Here is a 24192-nt window from a genome sequence, read left to right on the forward strand (position 1 = left end):
CCAGCCCACTGTCTCTTCCGAAAGTCACCCCATGCAAGCCAACACCACACAGCAAGCCCTCCAGTTCGTGGACGAGAGCGTCCCAGCCCTCCAGCTCGTGGACCTGAGCGTCCCGGTGGACGCGAACCACTGGGAGCCCGACGTCATCCGGTGCGAGTACATCGACCACCGGCGCGGGGCAGACCTGCTGGGCAGCGCGCTGATCCACTCCCGGGGCCGCGACTCACTTCGCGCCAGGGTGAGCGAATGGCTCAAGCACAAGCTCGGCCTCGGCGTGGACCATCGCGACTTCCCGGACGGCAAGGGCCTGTCGCTCATGCGCTACACGCTGACGACGCACACGGGCACTCATATGGATGCGCCCTTCCACTACGGCGACGTGGATGCGAAGGGCCGCCGGGCCCGCACCATCTGCGAGGTTCCCCTGGAGTGGTGCTTCCGGGATGGCGTGGTGCTGGACGTGCGGGGCCCCGCCGGAGCGGGCCCCGTCACGCGGGACGAGGTCCTCGCGGCGCTCGGGCGCATCGGCTACACGCTCAAGCCGCTGGACGTGGTGCTGCTGCGTACCGGTGGGGACACCCACGTGGGAAAGCCGGGCTACTTCTCTGGCTTCCGCGGCGTCACCGAAGCGGCGACGCGGTGGCTGGTCGAGCAGGGCATCCGCGTCATCGGCATCGACAGCTTCGGCTTCGATGCGCCCTTCCATCAAATGCTGGAGGACTACCTGCGCACGGGGAAGCCGAGCGCGCTCTGGCCCGCGCACCTCTTCGGCCGCGAGAGCGAGTACTGCCAGCTCGAGCGGCTCGCGAACCTCGACAAGCTCGAACGGCCCTACGGCTTCAAGGTGTCCTGCTTCCCCATCAAGCTCGCCCGGGCGGATGCCGCCTGGTGCCGGGTGGTGGCCCTCGTCTGAACCCTCTCACCAGGAGTCTGTCCATGTACCGCATGAAACATCAGATTGAGATTGATGCACCCGTGAAGCTGGCTTTCGAGCTGATCCGCTACGTCGAGTGCTGGCCAGCCATCTTCCCGCCCTGCAAGGCCGCCAGGGTCCTCGAGGAGGACGGAGGCCGGCAGCTCATTGAAATCTCCGCGCTCGCCAATGGCCAGCTCATGAGCTGGCACTCGGAGCGCGAGGTCCACCCCGAGGTGCGGCACATCTCCTTCCGGCAGGTGCGGCCCTCGCCGCTGCTGGAGCGGATGGAGGGAGACTGGCACTTCCACGCGCTGAGCTCGGGGACGCTGGCGGTGCTGGAGCACCGCTTCGCGGTGAAGCCCCGGCCCCATGGACTGGTGGAGGGAGTCTCCACCGAGCAGGAGGCGCACGACTTCATGGTGCGCTCCACGGACAACAACAGCCAGCATGAGCTCCAGGCCCTCAAGCAGTTCCTGGAGGCCAAGGAGCGGGCCGCCACGAAGCGGGCTCCGCCGCGCGCCGAGTTCGAGGAGAGCCTCACCATCTCCGCCCCCCCGGAGCGCGTCTACGAGCTGCTCCAGCTGGCCGTGGAGTGGCCGCGCCTGCTGCCCCACTGCCGCGCCGTGGACATGCGCTACGACGACGGGAGGAACCAGGAGTTCGTCATGACCGTGGACGTGCGGGGGAGCGAGGAGCGCATCCGCACCATCCGGCGGTGCAACACCCACGGACAGAACATCACCTACTTCCAGCCCGAGCCGCCCCCGGTGCTGCGCGTGCACACCGGCGAGTGGCGCGTGGAGCCCGTCCCGGGCGGGGCCCGCGTCGTGTCGTGGCACGCCGTCGAGCTCGCGCCGGAGAAGGCGAAGGAGCTGTGGGGAGACATCGGGACGGCCGAGGCCCTGCGCCGGGTCGCCAACGCCATCAACGCCAACAGCCTGGGAACCATGCAGGCCATCAAGGCTCGCGTGGAAGCGTGAGCACGAAAGGAACCACCATGACTGCAACGACAGACACGAAGACGGACACGCCGAAGGTCGCGCTGATTACCGGCGCGGGCCGGGGGATTGGAAGGGCCACCGCCCTGCGGCTGGCTCGGGCTGGGTACAGCGTCGGTTTGATGGCCCGCTCCCGGGAGCAGCTGGAGGAGACGGCGGACGGAGTGCGCGAGGCGGGAAGCCGCGCGGCCATCGCCGTCTGCGACGTGCGGTCGGCGGACGGAGTGAGGGAGGCGGTCAACGCCATCGTCTCCGAGCTGGGCCCCGTACAGGTGCTCGTCAACAACGCGGGGCGCGGCGGTGGCGGCGTCACCGCGAAGATGGAGGACGACCTCTGGCGCGAGGTGGTGGACACCAACCTGAACAGCGTCTTCTACGTCACCAAGGCGGTGCTCAACGGGAACTCCGACTCCACGCTGAAGTCCATCATCAGCACCGCGTCCACCGGCGGGAAGCAGGGCGTCATCTACGCGGCGGCCTACAGCGCCTCCAAGCACGGCGTCATCGGCTTCACCAAGTCCCTGGCCCTGGAGCTGGCGCCGCAGGGCATCACCGTCAACGCCGTCTGCCCGGGGTTCGTGGAGACGGACCTCGCGGGCCACGCGCGGCGCAGCTACGCGCGGCTGTGGGGCGTGGACGAGGACGGGGCCCGCAAGCGCATCGAGCAACGCGTGCCGCTGGGCCGCTACATCCAGCCGGAAGAGGTCGCGGAGATGGTGGCCTACCTGGCCTCCGCGGGAGCGCAAGGCATCACCGGGCAGGCCTTCAACGTCTGCGGCGGACTCGGAAACTACTAACCCCCAGAGCTGAGCAGGAGTTGCGCGTGAAAATCAGGGACATGAAGCAGAGACGACGGGTCGTCGTCACGGGCATCGGCATCGTCGCCCCCAACGGCATTGGCACGCAGGCCTTCTGGGCCAATGCCATGGCGGGACGCTCGGGCGTCCATCCCGTGGAGGTGTTTCCCACCCGGGGGTTCAAGAGCCGCATCGCCGGTCAGGCGCTGGACTTCGACCCGCTGGCGCAGGGGCTGAGCGCGGAGCAGTCGCGGCGGTTGGACCGGTACATCCAGTTCGCCCTGGTGGCGGCCCGGGAAGCGGTGAAGGAGTCCGGGCTCGAGTTCTCCGGCGTGGACGGCGAGCGGATGGGCGTGTGCGTGGGCAACGCCATCTGCGGCACGCCGCTCATGGAACGGGACTTCCTGACGCTGACCGAGCGGGGCACCGGGCCCATCCGGCCGGAGAAGGTCCGCCCCACCCTCTACCAGGCCTCCACCTTCAACGTGGCCTCGGCGGAGGTGGCCAGCCGCTACGGCGCCCACGGGCCCTGCGGCGCGCTCACCACGGGCTGCACCGGAGGGCTGGATGCCATCGGCTTTGCCCTGGACTGCATCCGGCACGGTGACGCGGACGTGATGATCTGCGGGGCCGCGGAGGCCCCCATCACCCCGGTGGCCATGGCGGCCTTCGACGTCATCGGCGCCCTGTCCAAGCGGAATGACGCGCCCCAGCGCGCGTCGCGGCCGTATGACGCTCACCGCGACGGGTTCGTGCTGGGCGAGGGGGCGGGCATCCTCATCCTGGAGGAGCGCTCCCACGCGCTGCGGCGCGGAGCGACCATCCTCGCCGAGGTGCGGGGCTTCGGCTCCTGCAACAACGCCTTCCACATGACGGACCTGCCACCGGACGGTGCGGCGCTCGCGCGCTCCATGCGGCTGGCCCTGGACGACGCCCGGCTGCAAGGGGCCACGGTGGACTACGTCAGCGCCCACGGCAGCTCCACCTCGCAGAACGATGCCAACGAGACGGCGGCGCTCAAGAGCGTGCTGGGAGCGCACGCGTACCGGGTGCCCATCAGCTCACTGAAGTCCATGGTGGGCCACCCCCTGGCCGCGGCCAACGCGCTGGAGGCGGTGTCCTCGGTCCTCACCATTCAACGGGGGGAGGTGCCCCCGACCATCAACTACGAGACGCCGGACCCGGCGTGCGACCTGGACTACGTGCCGAACGAGGGCCGCCGTCGGCGCGTGGACGTGGTGCTCAAGGGGGCCAGCGGCTTCAGCGGGATTCACAGCGCCCTGGTGCTCACGAGCCCGGGCTACGAGGGAGGACTGTCATGAGCCGTCGAGTGGTGGTGACGGGTATCGGGCTCATCGCGCCGGGGGGCATCGGCCACCGGGCCATCTGGGACAACGTGCGCGCCGGGAAGGAATCCATCCGGCGCGTCACCCGGTTCGACCCCACGGGCTACCCGTGCGCGCTCGCGGGAGAGGTGGATGGGTTCACGCCCACGGACTTCATGCCCCTGCGGCTGGCGCGCAAGCTGGACCCGTACACGCAATACGCCGTCGCGGCCTCGCGGCTCGCGCTGGAGGACGGGCGACTGGAGCTGGAGAAGGTGGACCGCGAGCGCATGGGCGTCTTCGTGGGCAACTGCTTCGGCGGGTGGGACTTCACGGACCGCGAGCTGCGCAAGCTCCACACGGAGGGCGTCAAGGAGGTGAGCCCCTTCCAGGCCACGTCCTGGTTCCCCGCCGCGCCTCAGGGGCAGATCTCCATCCACTTCGGGCTGCGCGGGTTCAGCAAGACGGTGTGTGGTGAGCGGGCGAGCGGGCACATGAGCGTCGCGCTCGCGGCGAGGAGCATCGCGGACGGGCTCTGCGACGTGAGCCTCGCGGGAGGCTCCGAGGCCCCCATTACCCCCTTCACCTACCTGGCCTGCGGCACCGAGGGCGTGCTCGTCGGACCGGACGCACCGGCGGCCGGCGCCTACCTCCCCTTCGATGCGGAGCGGCAGGGGCTGGTGCCCGCGGAGGGAGGGGCCTTCCTGCTGCTGGAGGAGCTCACACACGCGCTGGAGCGCCAGGCTCCCATCTACGCGGAGGTGCTCGGCTTCGGCCTGGCGAACGACGCGTGCCACCCTGCCCTCCTCCCGCCGGAGGAACGCCGCCTGTCGGTGGCGATGCGCAAGGCGCTCGAGGACGCGGACCTGACGCCCGACGCCATCTCGTACGTCCTGGCGGACGGGCTGGCGACGCCGGAGGGAGACAGGCAGGAGGCAGCGGCCCTGCGCAAGGTGTTCGGTGGCTCCTCCCGGCGCGTGCCCGTCACGGTGCCGAGGAGCATGACGGGACACCTCTACGGGGCGGGAGGCGCCCTGGACGCCGGGCTGGCGGCGCTGTCCATCCAGCATGCGCTGGTGCCGCCGACGGTGGGCACCGGGACGGCGGATGAGGCGCTGGATGTCGCCCTCGTCACCGAAGCCACCCCGCTGGAGCGGGTCGAGCACGTGCTGCTCAACGGCCGCGGCTCTGGAGGACTCAACGCGTCGCTGATCATCAGCCGCGTCGCCAGGGCCTGAGCCCTGGCCGCGGCCCCATCTCATTCAGGAGGAGAAGAAGCCATGACGGACAAGGAAAAGAAGGTACGCGAGGTGCTCTCAGCGTTGCTGGGACGGGGCGAGGCGGAGTTCGAGCCCGACGCCTCGCTCAAGGACGACTTCGACGTGGACTCCACGGAGATGGTGGAGGTCGTCTGCAAGATGGAGAAGGCGTTCTCGACGTCGCTTGGCGATGGCGCGGAGAAGAAGATCCGGACCGTGCGGGACATCTACACCCTGGTGGGCGCCGAGGCGGGGTGACGGCGGCCACGCCTGGCCGGAGGCAACACCCTCCTGCCGGGGAAAGGGGACGGGGATGATCATCGGTATGGGAATGGACCTGTGTGGGATTGAGCGGATGGCGGGGCTCGTGGCTCGGAACGAGGGCCGCTTCGAGGCACGAGTCTTCACTGCGGCGGAGCGGGCCTACTGCTGGGCACGGGGACAGCCTGCCCAGCACTTCGCGGCGCGCTTCGCGGCGAAGGAGGCGCTGCTCAAGGCGCTGGGCGCTCCAGACGGACTGGCCTGGCACGAGTTGGAGGTGTTCCACACGCCCGAAGGACGGCCCGCGCTGCGTCTGCGCGGCGCCGCGAGGCGGGCGGCGAGGAGGCTCGGAGTCCAGCGCCTCCACCTGACCCTGACGCACAGCGAGGGAATGGCGGTGGCCACGGTCATCGCCGAACGCTGAAACACATGCATCACGAAAGCCGCATTGAGGGCTCCACCCCATTGAAAGTCAACGAGGTGACACACCATGCGCTCTTTCGGCAAGACCCTTCCAGACCAGACATCGAACGAGAAGGCCCAGGGCATCCGTATCATCGCGAGCTCGCTGTTTCGCGAGCTCGTTGCCCATGGGTACTCGCAGTCCCACGTCATCAGCCTGACGTCCGAGCTGCTGGAGCTGCTCACGGCCTCGCTGGAGAGAGCGAGAGGCCAGCCGCGGGACGGCGCACTGGCCTCCCTCCTCGAGGACACGCCAGACACGGACCCATAGCGCGGCCGGTGGCGAGCTTCCGGCCGGCTCCGGAATCAGTGCTCGGGCGTCACGCGCAGGATGCCCTCGGGAATGGGCTCGTCATAGGCGAAGAAGAACTCCTGATCGTTGTAGGAGAACACCGCGCCGGTACTGTCGGAGGTCCAACTGGAGATGAGCGAAGCCAGCGCGTCCATGCGCCGCGCGGACTCCTTCTTCCAGGCGTCCCAGTCCGCATCTGTAATCTTGCCGCGGTACCAGTCGCGGTGTTTGACGTCGTGGTCCTTGTACTGCCGGGTCAGGAGCTCCTCGTACTGACGAGCCATTTCCCGTCTCCATGCCGGAAGCGCTTCCTTCCCTGTCGGGCCATTGCCAGTCCCCTGCTCCGGCGCCTGGACCGCTGGCCCCGCCATGAAGGCCGGGCCTTGCTTCTTTGCATCCCTCTCGTAGCGCTCGCGCAGCCGGACGAACTCATGCTCGAACCTGGAGAGGAGGACCAGCAGCCGCACCCACCGGTGCTCGTCGAAGTCGAACTTCTCCAGGGCCTGTGCCGCCTCCGCGCCCTTCGCCGCGATGACCTCGATGGTGTCCTCGTCCATCTTCAGGTTGAGCCCACCTTCGCCAGGCTTGAGGCTCACGTGCACCACCCGTTCCCGGTAGCTGGGCATCCGGGCCTGGGTGTTATCCCGATAGTTCTGGGCGGTGTCGAAGATGGAGCCCAGGAAGCCGCGGAGGTCCTCGATGGGGTAGACGTGGGGCCTGAGGACTTCCCGAGGCTGGGCCAGGAAGACGTCCGACTCGCTGCGATGGGCGGGGGCCTTCCTCTCCCCCGTGAAGGAGGTGGGGAGCTGCGAGTCCGCCAGGTTGATGCCGAACGTGGGCCGATCGGGGAGCCAGGCGTCGAAGATGTGGATGGGGAAGTTGCTCGCGATGCCGCCATCACTGAACCAGTTCTCCCGCAGGTCTCCGTCCTTGCCTGACTGGGGGCTCGTCACCAGCGTGTAGGGCCTCTGCTTTGTTCCCAGCTGACGCCTGCTCCTCTGGGTGTCGCTCTTGATGGAGTAGAGCCGCACCGCGCTGAGGAGCAGCGGGAAGCTGAGGCTCATCCTCGTGGCCACCAGGACGGGAAGCGCGTTGCCTGACGGAAAGGGGAAGTAACCCTGTTCCCCGGCTGCGGAGAGGTCGAAGCCCTCGAACGCGGCCTTGTCCCGCTGCCACTGCTTCTCGTAGGCCGAGTACTGCTTGGAGTCCCTCCACTCCTTGAGGTAGGTCACCACCTCTTCAGGAAAGAGCTTGAGCATGTCGTCCTCACGAAAGAGGTAGCCCGCATCCAGCTCCTCCGGGTGCGGCGGCGACTTGCGGTCCAGCTCTTTCGCATCCTCGCCGTGCAAGGTGTATGGCTGGCGTTGACTCAGATTCGTCGTCACCATCCGGAAGTCGATGGCGGCGTCCTCGGGCAGGCGCTTGTTCTTCAACATGCCGAGGGTGAGGACTTCTTGGCTGGTCATGCCGAGGCCGGCGAGCTGCTGGATGCGCTCATGAAGCCAGGGGGTCAGGGCAGGGTCCTGCCTGTTCTCGTTGGAGGACTCAGGCCAATTTCCGGTACAGAGGGCGTAGAAGCTTGCATCCTTGTCCAGCACGTACTCGAAGCTTCCCTTGAGCGAGCGATAGTTGGCGACGAGGCCGCGCGCGAGCCTCAAGAGGAACCATGCGGTCGAGCGCATGGCCAGCGTCTTCCGCGGTTTCGGAAGGGCGCGGGCAATCGACCGGACTGGCCAGGCCAGCAGTTTGGCGGAGCCACGCAGCGACACCAGGGAGACGCGCTTGCGAGGCTTGGGGCCCTCAGGGCTCTTCAGCACTTTCTGCATCAACTCCAGCAACCGGCCGTCCCCGCGTTCCCCATTCGACGACTGGTAGATGTCGATGACCTGGAGGACCTTATCGAAGAGCGGGCGCGCCTGAGGGGCTGGCTGGAAGAGGTGGAGGAGGAAGCCTTCCCGCTTGAGTTCTTCCATCATCTTGCCCAGGCCGGCGAAGCCCACCTCCGGGCTCGAGTCCTTCTCCCGGCCGAACTCGGCCGCCGCCGTGGCCGCCGCCGCGATGGCTCCCGCGGAGGTCCCTCCGACCGAACGGAAGCGGTACTTCTTCGCCAGTTGAAGGACTGCTGACGGATAGACGACCCCACTGGTGACCCCTCCCTTCATGATGAGGTCGCACTGTTCCGTGGGAGCTTGGTAGTCGGAGTTGCGGGCCGGCTTGTCCCGGTTCGGTTCTGCTTCCTGACGCATGGCTGTCTCCAGGGAGCCCGGTGAGTTCAGGACAGGGCTCCACATCCATGCTGATTTGTGACGTCAGGGTTTGTGACCGGCTGCCCATCTCCTCCACGGCCTACCCTCCGAAGACTGGCTCATGGGCAAGGTGGTGGTGACAGCACGTCACGAGCTGCAAGGGTTTGCCTTCCCGCCAGCGCCTCGTGCCGCAGTGGGCATGAGACGCTGGCGTAGGGTGGCAAGGCACCACCGACTCACTCCCGGTGGCGGACTCCCACGACTCACGCCTCGAGGCACTTGCCCCTCAGTGCTAATGTTCGTGGACGTGCGCCGGTCTCGGCGCCACGATCTCCATCGTCTCCGCCATGCCCAGGTCCGCGTGCACCAGGATGTGGCAGTGGACCATGAAGACCCCGATGTAGCGCGTGTAGCGGGTGCGCACCTTCATGCTCTGGAGAGGGGCCAGGTTGATGGTGTCCTTCCAGACGACCCTCCCGTCCGCGCGCTTGAACATGAACGGGTTGACGTGGATGTGGAAGGGATGGTCCAGGTCCCGCGAGGAGATGTTCCACTCCTCCACGGCGTCCAGCTTGAGCTTGCGCGGAGGGGCGTGGGGGTCGAACTCCTTGCCGTTGATGAGGAACTTGGGCTGGACGGCGGGGGGCGGCGGAGGATTGGGGTTGGGAGGGTCAATCGAGAAATGGGCCTCCTGGGTCCCGGTGATCTCGTCGTCCTCGATGGGCTTGAACGGGGCGAGGCCTTTCAGCTCGCTCTCCTTCGGCAGCGCCATCTCGCACTTGCCGCCCTTCACCACGACGCGCGCCAGGTCCCGGCTCGGGGTTCCACGCGCGGCCGGGTTCTCGTCCACGAGCCAGTAGACGCCCTCCGGCAGGGGCTTGCCCTTGTCATCGACGGCACGCACCAGCACGTCCGCGCGGTAGGCGGGGTGCAGCTCCGTCACATCCACCCTGTCGATGAAGCCCGTGGTGATGCCGTCCAAGGCGATCTGGTACTGGGGAATGGGCACCTCGGCTCGGGTTTTCGGGTCGCGCTTGACCAGCTTGACCTGGAGCGGCTCGCGGGTGCCCGCGTGGATGAACCGCCAGCGCTGCACCTCGCCGGGCTTGAGGATGAAGGTCGGCTCGACCTCTCCGTTGATGGTGAAGCGGCGGCCCTGCTGGATGAGTACGGGCCAGCCCCCCAGGGGGGTGAAGGTGGGGGCGTACCTCTCCACCTCGCCGATGCCCTGGGCGTTGAGCTCGTAGGCAATCTGCTGGAAGACGAAGATCCGCTCCTTGGCCTTCTTGATGGCGGGGACGCGATCGATGTCCCCGCGAATGATCAAGGCGCCGACCATGCCGCTGGCGACCTGGAGCGTCACCGAGCCGTGCTTGTGGGGGTGGTACCAGTAGGTCCCCGCGGCATGGTCGCGAGGAATCTTCACCTCGTATTGGAGGCGGTCCCCCGGGCCGGCGGCGATCATCACGTTGTCCGAGATTCCGGCCGGTGAGACATGAAGCCCGTGGAAGTGGAGGTTGGTGGCGTTGAAGCCGTGCGGGATGTTGTTGGGAGGGGGAGGCGTCCCAGGAGGAGGCGGCGGAGGTGGCGGTATCTCGGGGAGGTTGTTGTTCAGGAAGACGTTCAGCGTGTCACCGGGGCGCACCTCGATGACGGGTCCCACCAGCTTGCCGTTATAGGAGCGCAGCCGGACCTCATCCGACGCCACGACCTTCCCGTCCTTGAGCGTCTTGGCGATCTTGTTGAGGGCGTACCGGACTTCCAGCCGGACATCCACATCCTTGTTCGGCCGCTCCTCGCACCAGTCGTTCTCCTCCCTGTCCCTCTCATCAGGGGACCGGCGCACCTCCTCACGCTCGGGGATTGATTCATCACGCATCTCTCGCATGGGCATGCTCCAGGCACATCGGGTTCAGGCGAGGTGGAGTCGGCTCGACCTGGAAGTGACGTCCCGGTGGGCTGGCCCGCTGCCCGCTTCTTCTCGCCGGCCAGGCTCCAATCACAAGCCAGGAAAGCGCCGTCCACCTTTGTGGACCTGTTCACCCATTGAATGAGGAGCACCGCATGCAACGAATCACGAGCCTCGCCGATATGAGACCCGAGGAGCAGCAGCTGCAGATGGAGCGTCTGCCACCAGCCACCTACGAGGCCTGTGAACACTTCATCGCCCGCATGCAGCTGGGCGGACTGGAGTGGGGAGACATCACCCACGCGCTGCTCGGCTTGAAGAAGGCCAGCATCTACGAGGGCTGGGATGACTGGCACGACCGCTGGGCGGGCTTCGGGCAGACCTACGAGGTGCGGGCCGAGGAGGCGGAACGCCAGGGTGCGCGCGTGACGCAGCGGCAGTGGCTGCTGAAGGCCTCGGCCTGCTACCACTACGGGCAGTTCATGTTCTTCGACGACGAGGAGAAGAAGTTCCGCTCGCGTCAGAAGGTGACCGAGCTCTTCCAGCGGGCCCTTCCCTACCTCGACCACGAGATACGGATGCTGTCGGTTCCCTATCAGGACCTTCAGCTCCCCGCCTACTTCATGCCGGCGCGCGGCCCGGGCCCCTCACCGTGTGTCATCCTGGTGAATGCCCTCGAGTCGTCCACCGAGGTGGAGATGTACTCCTTCGCGAAGGAGTTCCAGGCGAGGGGCTGCTCGGTGTTCATGTTCGACGGGCCGGGCCAGGGTCTGCTGTCCAAGGACCATCCGCTGGATCCCCGGTTCGAGCGCGTCTTCGAGCCTGTCCTGAAGACGGTGATGAATCTGCCGGAGGTCGACCCGGATCGGCTGGGCCTCTGCGGAGCCAGCTTCGGAGGCCACCTCGTGTCCCGGCTGGCGGCGCTGTTTCCCCGGGAAATCAAGGCGGTCATCAACATCTCCGGAGGCTTCGACCATGACGCGTTCCTGGACATGAACGTCATGGTGCGCAAGGACTTCCGGCACGTGTTCCATCAGTCGAGCGACGAGGGCATGGCGCGGCTCGCGAAGGAGTCCCTGCACCTGCGGGACCTCCCCGGGATGACCGCCCGACTGCTCATGGTCGGCGCCCAGAAGGACATCATCATCCCCTACGAGTCCTTCCTCCGGGTCATGGAGTGGGCCCGGGGCGACACGGCCCTCATCACCTACCCGGGAACGCGGCACGTCTGCACGAGCTACTTCAGCGACTACGTCCCGCGCATGACGGACTGGATGGTGGACGCCCTGTCCCCCACCCGGCACTGAGCCGCCGCATCCCCCCTCCTCGGGACGGGAACTCCGTCGCCTCGCGGGGGGAGCAACCGCCCCCAGAACCCAGACAGCCTGGCCCTGGAGGCCACGCACGGGAGTCGTGAATCATGGCACCAGCAGCAGCTCTCCCTCGCAGGGTGCGCATTGCACGCAAGCTGCGTGAGCACCCCAAGCGCCTCATTCCCCTGGCGGTCCTGACCGTGGCGCTGCTGGCCTTTGGAGGCCAGCGCGCCTGGTCCGCCCGACAGCCCTACACCTGGGCTGGCACCGTGGAGGCCCGCGACATCGCCGTGGGCTCGCGCGTGGGCGGCCGCGTGAAGGAGGTGCTCGTCCGCGAGGGCGACCTCGTGAAGGCAGGTCAGCCGATGGTGGTCCTGGAGCCAGGAGACCTGCCGGCCCAGCGGCTCCAGGCGAGCGGCCAGCTCGTGCAGGCCCAGGCCGAGCTCGACAAGTTGATGGGCGGCACCAGCGCCGGGGAGCAGTCCGGGCCCGACGCTGGCAGCCGCAACGCACAACTGTTCCGCGCCCGCGCCGAGCTGACCTCCGCGCAGGTGGGGATGGAGAAGGCGGGGCTGGACGCGCGCCGGATGCGGACGCTCTTCCAGCAGCAGGCGATTACCCGCGCAATGCTTGACGACACCGAGGCCGGGCTCCGGCAGGCACGGGCGGAGCGGGACGCCCGCCGCGCCCGGCTCCAGGAATTGCGACAGGGCACCCGCGAGGACTTCCGCGCGCAGCAGGGCGTGGTGGAGGCCGCACGGGGCCGGCTGGAGGCGGTCGACGTGGCCCTGTCCGAGCTGACCATCCGCGCGCCCGTGGACGCCCGCGTGGAGGCGCTGGACCTGCGGCCCGGCGACCTCATCCCCGTCAATGCCACCGCCGCCAGGCTGATGGAAGAGACGCAGCTCTTCGTGCGCCTCTACGTGCCGGAGACGCACCTGGGCAGGCTGACGCCGGGGAGCCAGGTGCCCGTGAGCGTGGACTCCTTCCCAGGCCGCACCTTCCCGGGCGTCGTCGAGAACCTCGCTTCCGAGGGCGAGTACACCCCCCGCAACCTCCAGACGGCGGACGAGCGCGCCGGACAGGTCTTCGCCGCGCGCATCGGCCTGCGCGACGAGGGACTGCGCCAGCTGCGCGCGGGCATGGCCGCCTACGTCTCGGTGCCGAAATGAGCGCGTCCCAGCCGGCCATCTCCGTCCGGGGCCTGTCCCGCCGCTTCGGAGCCTTCACCGCGCTGGACGGGGTGGAGCTGGAGGTCGACCGCGGCTCCATCTACGGAATGCTCGGACCCAATGGCAGTGGCAAGTCCACGCTCATCCGCATCCTCTGCGGACTGCTGGCGCCCACGGAGGGAGGCGCGCGGGTGCTTGGCCTGGACGTGGCGCGCGAGGGAGAGGAGATCCGCCGCCGCATCGGCTACATGAGCCAGCGCTTCTCCCTCTACGCGGACCTCTCCGTCCTGGAGAACCTCCAGTTCTATGCGCGCGTCTATGGCCTGTCCGGGACACGGGCGCGGGAGCGGCTGGAAGCGGCGGTGGAGCTCACGCGCCTCCAACCGTACCTGGAGCGGCGCGCGGGGCTGCTGTCGGGCGGGTGGAAGCAGCGGCTGGCCCTGGGCGCGGCGCTGATGCACGAGCCCCGGGTGATGTTCCTCGACGAACCCACCGCCGGCATCGACCCCGTGGCCCGGCGCGAGCTGTGGGATTTGCTCTTCCGCCTGGCCGCCGAGGGCGTCACGCTCTTCGTCACCACGCACTACATGGACGAGGCCGAGCGCTGCGGCGAGGTGGGGTATCTGTACCTGTCGAAGCTGCTCGTCACGGGCACCCCGGAGGAGCTCAAGCGGCTGCCCGGCGTCAACCCACCGGGCGTGCGTCGCCTGGCGGTGGAGACGCGGCAGCCCGCGCACGCCCTCGCCTTCCTGAAGGCCGCGGACTGGTGCCGTGGCCCCACCCTCTTCGGGCAGTCCGTGGAGGCGCTGGTGGGCGAGGACCTGACGGACGCGGAGGTGGTCTGTCGGATGGAGGAGGCGGGCTTTCCCGCCTCGGGCGTGCGCGCCGTGGTTCCGTCATTGGAGGACGTCTTCGTCGAGCTCACCGAGCAGGCCGCGCGCGAGCGCGAGGCCACGAGGGCCGCGGTCCTCCAGTCCGAGCCCGTGGAGGTGGCGTCATGAGCCTGGGCCTCATCTGGGACTCCTTCGTCTCCATCCTGCGCAAGGAGCTCGTCCACATCCGGAGGGACCGGGCCACGCTCATCACCGCGCTCTCCATTCCCCTCTTCCAGCTCGTGTTGTTCGGGTTCCTGGACCAGACGGTGCGGCACGTGCCCACGGTGGTGGTGGACCAGAACCGTTCGAGCATCAGCCGCCAGTTCGTGCAGCAGCTCGAGGCCACCGACACCTTCCGGGTGGTGGAGGTGACGAGCAATCCACGGGAGGCCCGCGAGCGCATCGTCCAGGGCCGGGCGAAGGTGGGCGTGGTGTTGTCCCCGGACTTCGGCGCCGCGCGCGTCCAGGCGGACCCGGGCCGGCAGGCCTCGGTCCTGGTGCTCATCGATGGCTCGGACTCGGTGGTCAGCACGCAGGCCGTGGCGGCGGTGAACGGGCTGGCGGCGAAGGTGAGCCTGGACGCCGCCTCCGAGCAGGTCGGCGCCACGGCCCCGCCGCTGGTCGACGCGCATCCGCTCATCCTCTTCAACCCGAGCGGCCGCACGGCCAACTTCATCATCCCCGGGCTGGTGGCCATCCTGTTGCAGATCGTGGCGACGATGCTGACGGCGGTGGCCATTGTCCGCGAGCGGGAGCAGGGGACGCTGGAGCAGCTGCTGGTGACGCCCGTCCACCCGCTCGGGCTGATGCTGGGGAAGCTGGTGCCCTATCTGATGCTGGGCATGGGGGAGATGCTGCTCATCCTGCTGGCCATGCGCTTCGCCTTTGGCGTGCCCATCCGCGGCAGCCTGCTGTTCCTCTTCGCCATGGCCGTGGTGTACCTGTTCGCGCTGCTGGCGCTGGGACTGTTCGTCTCCACGCGCGCGAAGACCCAGGCGCAGGCGCTGCAGCTGGCGCAGCTCTTCATCCTCCCGTCCATCTTCCTCAGCGGCTACATCTTCCCGGCCTCGAGCCTGCCGTGGCCCCTGTATGCGCTGGGACGCATCCTGCCGGCCACGCACATGGTGGAGCTCATGCGCGGCGTGGTGCTGCGCGGCGCGACGCTGGGCGAGCTGCTGCCCAACGTCCTCGCGCTGCTGGCCCTGGCCACTGTGCTGCTGGGGTTGAGCGTGCGCCAGTTCCAGAAGGTGACGGCGTGAAGTGCCCGGTCAGAACGCCCGGATGAAGTCGAGCTCCGCCGAGGGCTTCTTCCCCGCCCCCGCGTCCGCGGGCGTCACGGCCGGGCCCTGCGTCGCCGGCACCGCCGGGCTGCCCGCCCCTTGCCACGTGGAGACGTGACGGAAGGAGTTCGCGTCGAAGCCCGCGAGCAGCAGCACATTGGGCAACGTCGACGGCAGCGGCGCGTTCTCATACGCCGCCAGATTCCACAGCACCACGTCCACCGGTCCCAGCACACGGTGCCACGCCTGCAACGCGGCCAGCAGTGGCGGCATGTTCGTTTCGAAGCGCACGCCCCGCCCTTGCAGCAGCTCCACCCTGCCCGACGCCACCGTCTGGAGCTCCGGCGGGTGGAACTGCATGTCGGAGAAGAAGTAGAGGGTGCGGGGCCTCGGCCGCGAAGGCTCATCCAGCAGGCGGAAGATCAGGTGCACCACCGAGTTGGCCACCTGCGTACTGCCCCACCCCTGGCCCTGGCGCAGCGACTGCGCGAGGTCGCAGACGCCCTGCTCCGGCTGGCGGTCCTCCAGGAAGATGTCGTCCGAAAAGGTCGCCGCGTAGCCCAGCTCGAGCGCCATCGCCGCGGCCAGCGTCACCGCCACGTCCCCCACGTGCGCGGAGCTCTTCGTGCCGCCCAGCGGCGCGGTGAACATGGAGCCGGAGATGTCGGCGATACCCAGGTTCTTGCCTTCCGGAAGCAGCCCCTCGCACACCCGCTCCAGGATGGCATCGAAGACGGGCTCGATTTCATGGACCGGGTCCGCATGGAAGCACGTCTCCTCCGCGTGGGTCTCCCGCGTGCTGCCCATGCGTGCCGCGCGCCAGCCCATGTACACCTGATGCGGCCACAGCCCCGCGAAGCGCCGCCTGCGCACCTCTCTCAGGAGCACCTTCTTGGAGACTCCCGCCAGGTACATCGCCCGCACGTAGCCCTTGAAGGCGAGGTCCGGCAGCAGCCCCGGCACATCCAGCACTCGCAGCCACGTCTCCTGCGTCGAGCCCATGAACGAGAGCGCCTGCTCCGTGGACAGCCGCCCCTGGACGAAGCGCTCCACGTCGGCCGCGCCCCCTCGGAAGAATGCGCGCCGGGCCGCCAGCAGCGGCAGCCCCTCCGTCAGGCTCCCGCGCTCGCGCGTCGGTGCGTGCAGGTAGCGGTAGAGCTTCAGCGTGCGCTCATCCAGGTGCGCCTTCGCCAGCCCCATCGCATCCACCAGCCGAAGGCTCGCGCGCTGGCCGTTCTTCCGGCGCCGCAGCACCGGGAACTGCCGCCCCGCGTACTTGAGCACCTGGTACTCGTCCATCTCCGCCAGCGCCCGGGCCATGCCCTTGCGCGCGGCCACGGGCACCTCGCCCAGCCCCAGGTTCTCGAAGTGCGTGACGAACAGCACCACGTCGTCCGCGCGGTGCCGCAGGCAGCGGAACGTGTACTCCTCCGTGAAGGCGCCCTCCGGGTCCGCCGCCGCGAGGATGGCCGGCGCGAGGCTGCCCTGGATGCGGTTGCCCTTCCCCTTCACCGGGTCTCGCATGTACGCCGCGAACTTCCAGCCGAAGCCGCGCTCATGCCGTTCGGCGGCGAGCAGGGCGGCCGAGTAGGCCCGCACCTCCTCCACCTGCGTCCGGTAGAACGAATCCTCCAGCAACGCCGCGCCCTTGGTGAAGGTCAGGTGCGTCAGCGGATCCGACTGGGACAGGTCGAAGGCGGCGGCGCCCGCATGCGTCAGCGTCCCGACGACGTCACGCAGTACCCGAGGCATGTTCCCTCCCGACCCGGAAAGAAAAGTCGGTGCCCCATCCCCACCGGCATTGCCGGCACGGATTCATGGACGAAGTAGGGGCACCAGATGTGGAACAGCCTACGCCAGATCCGCTGGGCGAGGCGAATGGTTCCTCATCGAGGCGCGCCGTGCAGGACCCGGTAACGGCAGACGAAGTCCACGACGCCTCGCGCTATCATCCCTCCGCACGGCGCTTCAGCGGGGCATCGGAGCTCGAGGCCCCGTGAAGCCCAGGCAGGCACACTGGAGCGCCACATGAGGGAGACGAGTCATGTCGCTGGCCGATGATGCCTCTGCGTTTGGTGAAGTCACCGGATGCGCCTCGCTTCAGGAGGTGCTCCAGTTTTTTCGAACGCGGTGTGACGACCGCAGCGAAAGGGCCGCTGCGGCGGCCTACGGAATGGTGCTTGTGGCGAAGTCGGCGGAGCGCGGTCCCTATCGTGAAGACGCGCTCGCCGCCCTGAATCAGCTCGCGAAAGCGAAGGCCGAACTCGACATTGCCGCCCTGCACCTTCCGCCTGTCATCGACATCACGACCGGAATCATGCTCGCCGCGCAGCGATACGCGGACGAGATGACCATCCCCTGTACGGAGTGGCCGTCCGTCGACGAGATTGCGGCTGTTGTCGAGCGCGAGGCCCGGACGTTCGTGAAGGCCTCGCAGCGCCCCTCGTGACCACGGCCTCCTCGGGCGCCTATCGGGGACGGGGCGCGGGCTTCACGTCCGTGTTCTGCCCGGCCACGATGCGCCACGCTCCGTCCGTGCGCTTCATCACGTACCGCATCTGCGTCCGCAGCAGCCCCTCCTCGGTGTTCTGCACGCCCGGGGGAAGGCCGGTGTGCCCCGTCACCTCATGGACCGTGTCCACGATGGCCACGTCCGGGGCCGGGAAGATGAGCGCGCGCACGGTGACGCGGTCCTGAGAGCCCTTGAAGATGCTGGCGAAGATGGCCGCGTGGCGCTGCTCGATCTCCGCGTGGCCCTGGAACACCGTGCCGACGATGTTGATGAACGCGGCGTCCGACGTGAAGTCCCGGCTCCACGCCACCGCGTCCTGGCGGTTCCAGGCCTCTGCCTGGGCGCTCACGAGCTCGCGGAGCACCTGCTCGTCCCTGGCGCGGTTGGGAGTCGCGCAGGCGGTGGACAGCAGCAGGCTCAGGGCCGCGAGGACCGGGACGGAAACAAGGCGTGTCATGGCGGGAAGCCTGCCATGACGGCCCTGCCGTGAGCACCGGAATCTCGCCCCTGGCCCCTCCGATGGGAGGCTGCCATCGTGGTACGTTTGCCCCACCATGAAGGTTCTCGTCGTCAACGTCGGCTCGACCTCAGTCAAATACAACCTCTATGAGATGGACACCGAGGCCCGTCTCGCGGCGGGGCGCGTCGAGCGCATCGGCACCGCGGAGGCCCTGCACGTCCACGAAGCGGGCAGCGCCCCGGTCGACGGGCGGGAAATCCAGGGCGCGCTGCGCTCCATCCTCGCGCACCTGACCCGAGCGGGGGGCCCACTGCCGGACGCAAGCTCGCTCGCGGCGGTCGGACACCGCGTCGTCCATGGGGGCGAGCGGCTCATCACCCCGACGCCCGTCGACGAGAAGGTCGAGGCCATCATCGAGGAGTGCGCGCGCTACGCCCCGCTCCACAACCCGGTGAACCTCGCCGGCATCCGCTCGGCCCGCGAGGTCTTCCCCTCGGTGCCGCACGTCGCGGTCTTCGACACCGCGTTCCACGCGCAGCTTCCGCCCCAGGCCTACACGTACGCGGTTCCGCACGAGCTCTACCTGTCCAAGGGCGTGCGCCGCTACGGCTTCCATGGCCCGAGCCACCAGTTCATGGCGCTGTCCGCGGCCGAGCACCTCAAGACGGACCTGTCGAGGCTCAAGCTCATCACCTGCCACCTCGGAGGTGGCGCCAGCATCTCCGCCATCGAGCGCGGTGTCTCGGTGGAGACCTCCATGGGCATGACGCCGCTGGAAGGGCTGGTCATGGGCACGCGCGCCGGGGACCTCGACCCCGCGCTGCCGCTGCTGCTCGCGAAGGATGGCATGACGCCGGAGCAGATCGACACCCTGCTCAACCGCCAGTCGGGCCTCGCGGGCCTGTCGGGCGTCAGCGCGGACTTCCGGGACGTGCAGCAGGCGGCGGACGCCGGCAACCCGCGCGCGCGCCTCGCCATCGACGTGTTCGTCCACCGCATCCGCAAGTACATCGGTGCGTACGCCGCCGTGCTGGGCGGGGCGGATGCGCTCGTGTTCACCGGCGGCATCGGTGAGAACTCCGCGCTGGTGCGCAGCCGGGTGTGCGAGGGGCTGCTCTTCATGGGCGTCTCCCTCGACGAGCGAGCCAACGAGACTCAGCGCCCGGCGGACCATGGCGGCATCGTGGAGGTCTCCGCGCCGCGCGCCCCCACGCAGGTGCTGGTGGTGCGCACCGACGAGGAGCGGATGATTGCCCGCGAGGTGATGCGCTGCCTGGTGGGGCCCACGGCAACGCTGCGCAGCGTGCGCGCGCGGCCGATTCCGGTGGGCGTCAGCGTGCGCCACGTCCACCTCAGCCGCGCCGACTGCGACGCGCTCTTCGGCCCGGGGTATGAGCTGACGAGCAAGCGCGACGTCACCCAGCCCGGGCAGTACGTCACGCGGGAGACGGTGGACCTGGTCGGCCCCAAGGGAGAGATCCAGCGCGTCGCCATCATCAACCCGCTGCGCAAGCAGACCCAGGTGGAGCTGGCGCGCACCGACGCCTTCACGCTCGGCGTGACACCTCCCCTGCGCGAGAGCGGCAAGCTCGAGGGGACGCCCGGCATCACCCTGCGCGGCCCGGCGGGCACCGTCACCATCCCGAGCGGCGTCATCCTCGCGCTCCGGCACGTGCACATGAGCCCGGAGGAGGCGCGCGACTTCGGCGTCAAGGACCGCAACGTCATCCAGGTGCGCGTCGAGGGAGACCGCGAGATGACGATGGGCGACGTCCTCGTCCGCGTCCACCCCGACTTCCGCCTCGACATGCACGTCGACACCGACGAGGCGAACGCGGCGGGGTTGACCAGCGACAGCGTCGTCGCCTTCGGCGGCGTGCAAACGGGCGGGGCCTGAGGGCTTGAACCGTGGGGAGGCGGGGCTGCTACCACCCTCCCCTCTGGAGGCACGCTCTACTTCAAGTGTGCCGGACCGGGGTTCGCCGCGCTGAAGGGCCCGGAGCGTGAGCTCGGGGCCCTTCAGCTGCCGGGCTACTTCTTCTTCTCTTCCTTCTCCTTCTTCTTCTTCTGCTTCTCCTTCGTCGTCAGCTTCGGCTTGTTGTCCTTCTTCGCCTTCTCTTGACCCTTGGGCATGGTGTTGCTCCTTGAGCTCGACAGCGGCGAGCCTCACACCCTCATGCCTCCTATCCCGTCGCGCGGCAAGTCCGAGCGCCGTGCGAAGCGCTGACCTCATGACTGAACGATGACCATCTCATGGGCGAGAGGACACCCTCTCGTCCGGGCGGCTGCGTACCTTGGCTCTCGGGTGCTCTCACCCGTTGTTCCCCAAGGGGCCGCCCGTGGCCCAACGCGCGAGGAGGCGCGTCTCGTTCCAACCATGCACTTCAATCTCTCAGACCTGTGGGATCAGATGGGCCTCTTCGCGCGGTTCGTCGTCACAGTGATGACCCTGATGTCGATCTTCTCCCTGGTCGTCCTCGCCGAGCGCGTCCTCTTCTTCCGCGCGTCCCGCCGTCACTCGCGCAAGTTCGCCTCGGAGATGGGCACGCTGCTCGAAGGGGGTGACTTCGAGGCCGCGGCCCAGAGCAAGACGGGAATGGACGTGGGCTACCTCGGCCGGACCATCCGCGCGGGGCTGACCGCCTACCGCGGCTCCGCCATGGACAGCCGTGAGGAAGCCATGGAGTCGGTGGCGCGCAGTCTGGAGCGTCAGGCGCAGCGCGAGGTCCAGAGCCTCAAGCGCGGCCTGGGCCATCTGGCCACCGTGGCCTCCACCGCCCCCTTCGTGGGCCTGCTTGGCACCACCATGGGCATCGTCACCGCGTTCGAGCAGATGGCCGCGGCGGGCGCGGGTGGCATTGGCACCATCTCGACGGGTATCGCCGAGGCGCTCGTGACCACGGCCTTCGGTCTGCTCGTCGCCATCCCCTCGGTGATGGCCTACAACTCCCTGCAGAGCTGGGTGGATGCCCGCGCGGTGGACCTCTCCGAGGCGAGCAACGAGTTCCTCGACGCAGCGGCCCGCGCCCTCAAGCGCGCACGCGCCACCGCGCGGTGACACGGTCCTCGCCTGCCTGACGAAGGCCCCTGGAGCACCATCGTGGCCGGAAGCCGCTGGAGCCAGCGGCTTCCGGCCATGCCCCAATGCAATACAACTCAATCAGAGATTCTTTTCGAGAATCTGGACGATGCGACCCTTCTTGTCCGGGAGGTCGTTCTCGTTGCCGCTGAAGTTGTGCCTGTAGAACAGGGTCTTGTCGGCGAAGCTGTAGAACTGCCGGTCGGCCGGCTCGATGCCACTGACAAAGTACTTCTTGAAACCGTCACGCAGCGCCTGCTTCGAGAAGTCGTCGACGGCGAGGGCTTGAATCGCCAGCCGCAGGGGCTCGAAGTAGATGACGTTGATTCCCTCCTCGAAGAGGTGGGCCTGACCCTCTTCGCCCAGCGTGGACCACTCGACCTCGATCTCCAGGGGATACCCCAGGAGGTCATTGAACTTCTTCTGCCAGGTCGGGAACACGTTCTGCTGATACAGCGCGAGCGCTTTTCTCTCTGCCAATCCCATTGCGTACCCTCGATGTCATTCCAGTGACTGGGGGGCGGCACGATTCTATGAACGCCCCGGGGTCGTCAAATGCACTGAGTCTGAGAATCCGAGATGTCTCAGCCCCAAGCCTATTCCAGCGCAAGCGCGCGCCTGATGGCTGTCTCCACCGGCGAGTAGGATTGCTCCAACCGTTCCAGCATCAGTGGCTCGGCCGGCAGGAGCGACGGCTGCGCCATGAAGCGCGGGTTCTTGCCCCGATGTGGCTGAGCGGCATGCACCAGGAAGGGATGGCAGAGATAGACGGTTCCCGCCTCGCCGGTCGCCAGCGCTTCGGAACGATGGGCGCTTCGCGCGAAGCCATCGGCGGCCAGCTCGCGCAAGGACATGCCCGCTTCACCGGCCGGAGCCAGTTGACGGGCCATGTCGAAGTGGGAGCCGATCCGGATGCGGGTGGGGGCATCGTCCTCCCCGACGTCGGAGAAGAGGAAGAGCATCAACAGGGCCCTGCCCTTCGAGGAGATGTTGACGCGCCACTCCATGAAGTCCGGATGCTCGTGGTTGAAGGAGACATCGACATGCCAGCCGGCGTCGCCCGGGTCGTCTGGGGAAGGAAAACGGACCGGGAACGTGCCGAGCGTGCCGCGTTTCTCCCAGCGACCGGGACCGACGAGCTGGTCGAGCGCCTGATGCAGGACCGGTGTATTGGCGGCGGCCCTGAACGGCGGATGCCCATACTGGTTGAGACGGATGACCGGCCGGGTCCAGGTGCTGGGGTCATCCGGCGTGCAGCCCGTATCGGCCCAGAGGATGGCGCGGGCCTCGTCGGCCAGGGCTCGCGGGAAGGCGTGGTCGATGCGGACGAAGCCGTCAGTGATGAACTGCTCGATTTGCGCTCGAGAGAGCGCGGGCGTAATGCCAGGCATGATGGAAACCCATGAGTTCGCAATGGCTGTTACGAAAGCACAGCCGAAAAGGGCCGGCCGTCAGGCCGCCCCGGAAGAATGCTCTTGAGGCGCCTCAGGCGCCCAGGAACACCGCGAACTGCATGCAATGGGTCATCATCATGTCGGGCCAAACGATAGCCGGCCCCTCTTGGGTGTCAACCCAAGGGGGCGCGGACGAGACGGCGGCTCAGCTCCGGGGCGGAGCGAGGCCGCCAGACGCCAGACGCCGGCCTCGCACGTAGGTGGCCCGCACGGGCCCCGCATCGCGCCGGAACAGCAGCGCATCGACAAGTGCATCCTGTGCCGACACGTGCGCGGGCACGTCCACCGCCACCAGGTCCGCCTCGTAGCCTGGAGCGATGCGCCCCACGCCCTCCAGCCCCAGCGCGAGGGCCCCTCCCGCCGTGGCGCGCCACAACAACTCCTCCGGAGTGACCGGCGACTGGAGGACCAACGCCGCGTCATACGCGCTCGCCGCCACCCGCCGCAGGGAGAAGGTCCGCCCCGCGCCCATGTCCGTCCCCAGGCCCACCCGGATGCCCCGCTCGGTGGCCTTGCGTAGCGGCATGCACCCGCTGCCCAGGAAGAAGTTGCTGTCCGGGCAGTGCGCCACCACCGCGTTGCGACGCGCCATCCGCTCCCACTCCCCTTCCGACAGGTGGATGCAGTGCGCGAACAGACTGCGGCTGCCCACCAGCCCGTGGTCCTCGTACACGCCCAGGTAGTCCGCCGACCCGGGGAACGCCGCCGCCGTGGCGCGCAGCTCCTCGCGGTTCTCCGACAGGTGCGTCTGCATCCACAGCCCGTGCCGCTCCGCCAGCCGCCCCGCGCCCCGCATCAGCTCCGAGGTGCAGCTCAGCGCGAACCGTGGCGTCACGCAGAAGCGCAACCGTCCCTCGTCGTGGCCGTGCCAGCGCTCGATGAGCGTCTCGCAGGCCTCCAGCGCCGCCGGGGCCTCGCGCAGCACCGCCGGGGGGGCGCCCCGGTCCATCAGCGTCAGCCCCGCCATCGCCCGCAGGCCTCGCCGGGACAGCTCGGCGAACAGCGCGTCCGTGGCCTCGGGGTGGCTGGAGCTGAAGATGGAAGCACTCGTGGTGCCCTGGGCGATGAGCGCGTCGCAGAACTCCACTGCCACCTGCTCGGCATAGGCCCGCTCCCGGAAGCGGCCCTCCTCCGGGAACACCGAGCGCTCCAGCCAGGTCAGCAGCGGTCCGCTCGCGCTGCCAATCATCCGCGTCTGCGGGAAGTGGATGTGCGTGTCGACGAAGCCCGGTAGCAACACCGTCCCGGGGTGCGTCTCCGGGACGCGGCAGTCCGCGGGGGCAGGCCCCACAGCCTGGATGCGCCCGCGCGCGTCCAGTTCGATGAGGGCATCCGGCAACAGCTCGAAGCCGGCCTGCTCCGCTCGAGGACGGAGGACGCGACCACGCAGGGTGGGAAGGGACTGATGGGACAAGTCAGGCTCCAGCGAAAAATCCCGCGCAGTATGGCTCAGCCCTGAACAGGGGCCACCTCCATGGGTTGGCCACGAAACACTGATAGTGAATTTTTGCTCACTCCCCGTGGATACGGGGATCCAACCTCTGCACACTGCCGCGCCCATGACGCCCGGCGGACCTTCGAT

Annotated in this window: 22 protein-coding genes; 15 read left to right on the forward strand and 7 right to left on the reverse strand. The window is 68.4% G+C overall.

Annotated features, from left to right (window positions below; translation table 11 throughout):
* Positions 1–31 precede the first annotated feature (31 nt).
* From G4D85_RS25245 to G4D85_RS25280, 8 genes are all read left to right on the forward strand, one after another.
* Positions 32–913 carry a cyclase family protein gene (locus tag G4D85_RS25245; protein ID WP_164016405.1) on the forward strand — a complete coding sequence of 294 codons (882 nt, stop codon included), beginning with the start codon at positions 32–34 and terminating at the stop codon, positions 911–913.
* A 23-nt stretch (positions 914–936) separates the two neighbouring features.
* Entirely contained in the window at positions 937–1896 is a 960-nt protein-coding gene (locus G4D85_RS25250; protein ID WP_164016407.1) for an aromatase/cyclase, read from the forward strand.
* Positions 1897–1913: 17 nt separating this feature from the next.
* Complete coding sequence (locus G4D85_RS25255; protein WP_164016409.1) at positions 1914–2711, forward strand: SDR family NAD(P)-dependent oxidoreductase; 798 nt, start codon at positions 1914–1916, stop codon at positions 2709–2711.
* A gap of 41 nt (positions 2712–2752) precedes the next feature.
* Positions 2753–4033, forward strand: a complete 1281-nt coding sequence (locus G4D85_RS25260; protein ID WP_164016412.1) for a beta-ketoacyl-[acyl-carrier-protein] synthase family protein — start codon at positions 2753–2755, stop codon at positions 4031–4033.
* A complete protein-coding gene (locus G4D85_RS25265; RefSeq protein WP_164016414.1) occupies positions 4030–5274 on the forward strand; it encodes a beta-ketoacyl-[acyl-carrier-protein] synthase family protein in 1245 nt (414 codons plus the stop codon). The genes G4D85_RS25260 and G4D85_RS25265 overlap by 4 nt, the downstream gene beginning before the upstream one ends.
* Positions 5275–5316: 42 nt before the next feature.
* On the forward strand, positions 5317–5553 hold the full coding sequence (locus tag G4D85_RS25270; protein ID WP_164016416.1) for an acyl carrier protein: 237 nt from the start codon (positions 5317–5319) through the stop codon (positions 5551–5553).
* Between the two features lie 55 nt (positions 5554–5608).
* Positions 5609–5980, forward strand: a complete 372-nt coding sequence (locus G4D85_RS25275; protein WP_164016418.1) for a holo-ACP synthase — start codon at positions 5609–5611, stop codon at positions 5978–5980.
* A gap of 66 nt (positions 5981–6046) precedes the next feature.
* Complete coding sequence (locus G4D85_RS25280; RefSeq protein WP_164016420.1) at positions 6047–6289, forward strand: hypothetical protein; 243 nt, start codon at positions 6047–6049, stop codon at positions 6287–6289.
* A 35-nt stretch (positions 6290–6324) separates the two neighbouring features.
* On the opposite strand, the gene G4D85_RS25285 is transcribed toward G4D85_RS25280, so the two are convergent.
* Together G4D85_RS25285 and G4D85_RS25290 are read right to left on the reverse strand one after the other, a co-directional pair.
* Complete coding sequence (locus G4D85_RS25285; RefSeq protein ID WP_164016422.1) at positions 6325–8556, reverse strand: patatin-like phospholipase family protein; 2232 nt, start codon at positions 8554–8556, stop codon at positions 6325–6327.
* 292 nt (positions 8557–8848) lie between these two features.
* Positions 8849–10444 carry a multicopper oxidase family protein gene (locus tag G4D85_RS25290; protein ID WP_164016424.1) on the reverse strand — a complete coding sequence of 532 codons (1596 nt, stop codon included), beginning with the start codon at positions 10442–10444 and terminating at the stop codon, positions 8849–8851.
* A 176-nt stretch (positions 10445–10620) separates the two neighbouring features.
* Between G4D85_RS25290 and G4D85_RS25295 the strand changes: the two genes are divergently transcribed.
* The 4 genes from G4D85_RS25295 to G4D85_RS25310 all read left to right on the forward strand — a co-directional run bounded on the left by G4D85_RS25295 (position 10621) and on the right by G4D85_RS25310 (position 15084).
* Positions 10621–11772 carry an alpha/beta hydrolase family protein gene (locus G4D85_RS25295; protein ID WP_164016426.1) on the forward strand — a complete coding sequence of 384 codons (1152 nt, stop codon included), beginning with the start codon at positions 10621–10623 and terminating at the stop codon, positions 11770–11772.
* A 143-nt stretch (positions 11773–11915) separates the two neighbouring features.
* Positions 11916–12950 carry an HlyD family secretion protein gene (locus G4D85_RS25300; protein WP_164016428.1) on the forward strand — a complete coding sequence of 345 codons (1035 nt, stop codon included), beginning with the start codon at positions 11916–11918 and terminating at the stop codon, positions 12948–12950.
* Complete coding sequence (locus tag G4D85_RS25305) at positions 12947–13951, forward strand: ABC transporter ATP-binding protein (protein ID WP_164016430.1); 1005 nt, start codon at positions 12947–12949, stop codon at positions 13949–13951. The genes G4D85_RS25300 and G4D85_RS25305 overlap by 4 nt, the downstream gene beginning before the upstream one ends.
* Positions 13948–15084: an ABC transporter permease gene (locus G4D85_RS25310; RefSeq protein WP_164016432.1), complete on the forward strand. Its 1137-nt coding sequence runs from the start codon at positions 13948–13950 to the stop codon at positions 15082–15084. The genes G4D85_RS25305 and G4D85_RS25310 overlap by 4 nt, the downstream gene beginning before the upstream one ends.
* Before the next feature lie 9 nt (positions 15085–15093).
* Here G4D85_RS25310 and G4D85_RS25315 read toward each other — a convergent pair whose 3' ends face one another.
* Positions 15094–16857 carry a hypothetical protein gene (locus G4D85_RS25315; protein ID WP_164016434.1) on the reverse strand — a complete coding sequence of 588 codons (1764 nt, stop codon included), beginning with the start codon at positions 16855–16857 and terminating at the stop codon, positions 15094–15096.
* 292 nt (positions 16858–17149) lie between these two features.
* On the opposite strand from G4D85_RS25315, the gene G4D85_RS25320 reads away from it, so the two are divergent.
* Complete coding sequence (locus G4D85_RS25320; protein WP_164016436.1) at positions 17150–17554, forward strand: hypothetical protein; 405 nt, start codon at positions 17150–17152, stop codon at positions 17552–17554.
* 19 nt (positions 17555–17573) lie between these two features.
* On the opposite strand, the gene G4D85_RS25325 is transcribed toward G4D85_RS25320, so the two are convergent.
* Positions 17574–18074 carry an SgcJ/EcaC family oxidoreductase gene (locus tag G4D85_RS25325; RefSeq protein WP_164016438.1) on the reverse strand — a complete coding sequence of 167 codons (501 nt, stop codon included), beginning with the start codon at positions 18072–18074 and terminating at the stop codon, positions 17574–17576.
* A 97-nt stretch (positions 18075–18171) separates the two neighbouring features.
* On the opposite strand from G4D85_RS25325, the gene G4D85_RS25330 reads away from it, so the two are divergent.
* Together G4D85_RS25330 and G4D85_RS25335 are read left to right on the forward strand one after the other, a co-directional pair.
* The gene (locus tag G4D85_RS25330; RefSeq protein WP_164016440.1) at positions 18172–19974 is read left to right on the forward strand and encodes an acetate/propionate family kinase; all 1803 of its coding nucleotides are present in this window, start codon (positions 18172–18174) and stop codon (positions 19972–19974) included.
* Positions 19975–20454: 480 nt separating this feature from the next.
* The gene (locus G4D85_RS25335) at positions 20455–21135 is read left to right on the forward strand and encodes a MotA/TolQ/ExbB proton channel family protein (protein ID WP_164016441.1); all 681 of its coding nucleotides are present in this window, start codon (positions 20455–20457) and stop codon (positions 21133–21135) included.
* 102 nt (positions 21136–21237) lie between these two features.
* On the opposite strand, the gene G4D85_RS25340 is transcribed toward G4D85_RS25335, so the two are convergent.
* The 3 genes from G4D85_RS25340 to guaD form a co-directional block, all read right to left on the reverse strand.
* On the reverse strand, positions 21238–21636 hold the full coding sequence (locus G4D85_RS25340; protein WP_164016443.1) for a hypothetical protein: 399 nt from the start codon (positions 21634–21636) through the stop codon (positions 21238–21240).
* Positions 21637–21752: 116 nt separating this feature from the next.
* Positions 21753–22547 (reverse strand): phytanoyl-CoA dioxygenase family protein, encoded by a 795-nt coding sequence (locus G4D85_RS25345; RefSeq protein WP_164016445.1) that lies wholly within the window; start codon positions 22545–22547, stop codon positions 21753–21755.
* A 208-nt stretch (positions 22548–22755) separates the two neighbouring features.
* Positions 22756–24024, reverse strand: coding sequence for a guanine deaminase (gene guaD, locus G4D85_RS25350; protein WP_164016447.1), 1269 nt, complete (start codon positions 24022–24024; stop codon positions 22756–22758).
* Between the last annotated feature and the right edge of the window lie 168 nt (positions 24025–24192).

Origin of the sequence: Pyxidicoccus trucidator, from assembly GCF_010894435.1 — a bacterium.
In the GTDB taxonomy this organism is placed as follows: Bacteria; Myxococcota; Myxococcia; order Myxococcales; family Myxococcaceae; genus Myxococcus; species Myxococcus trucidator.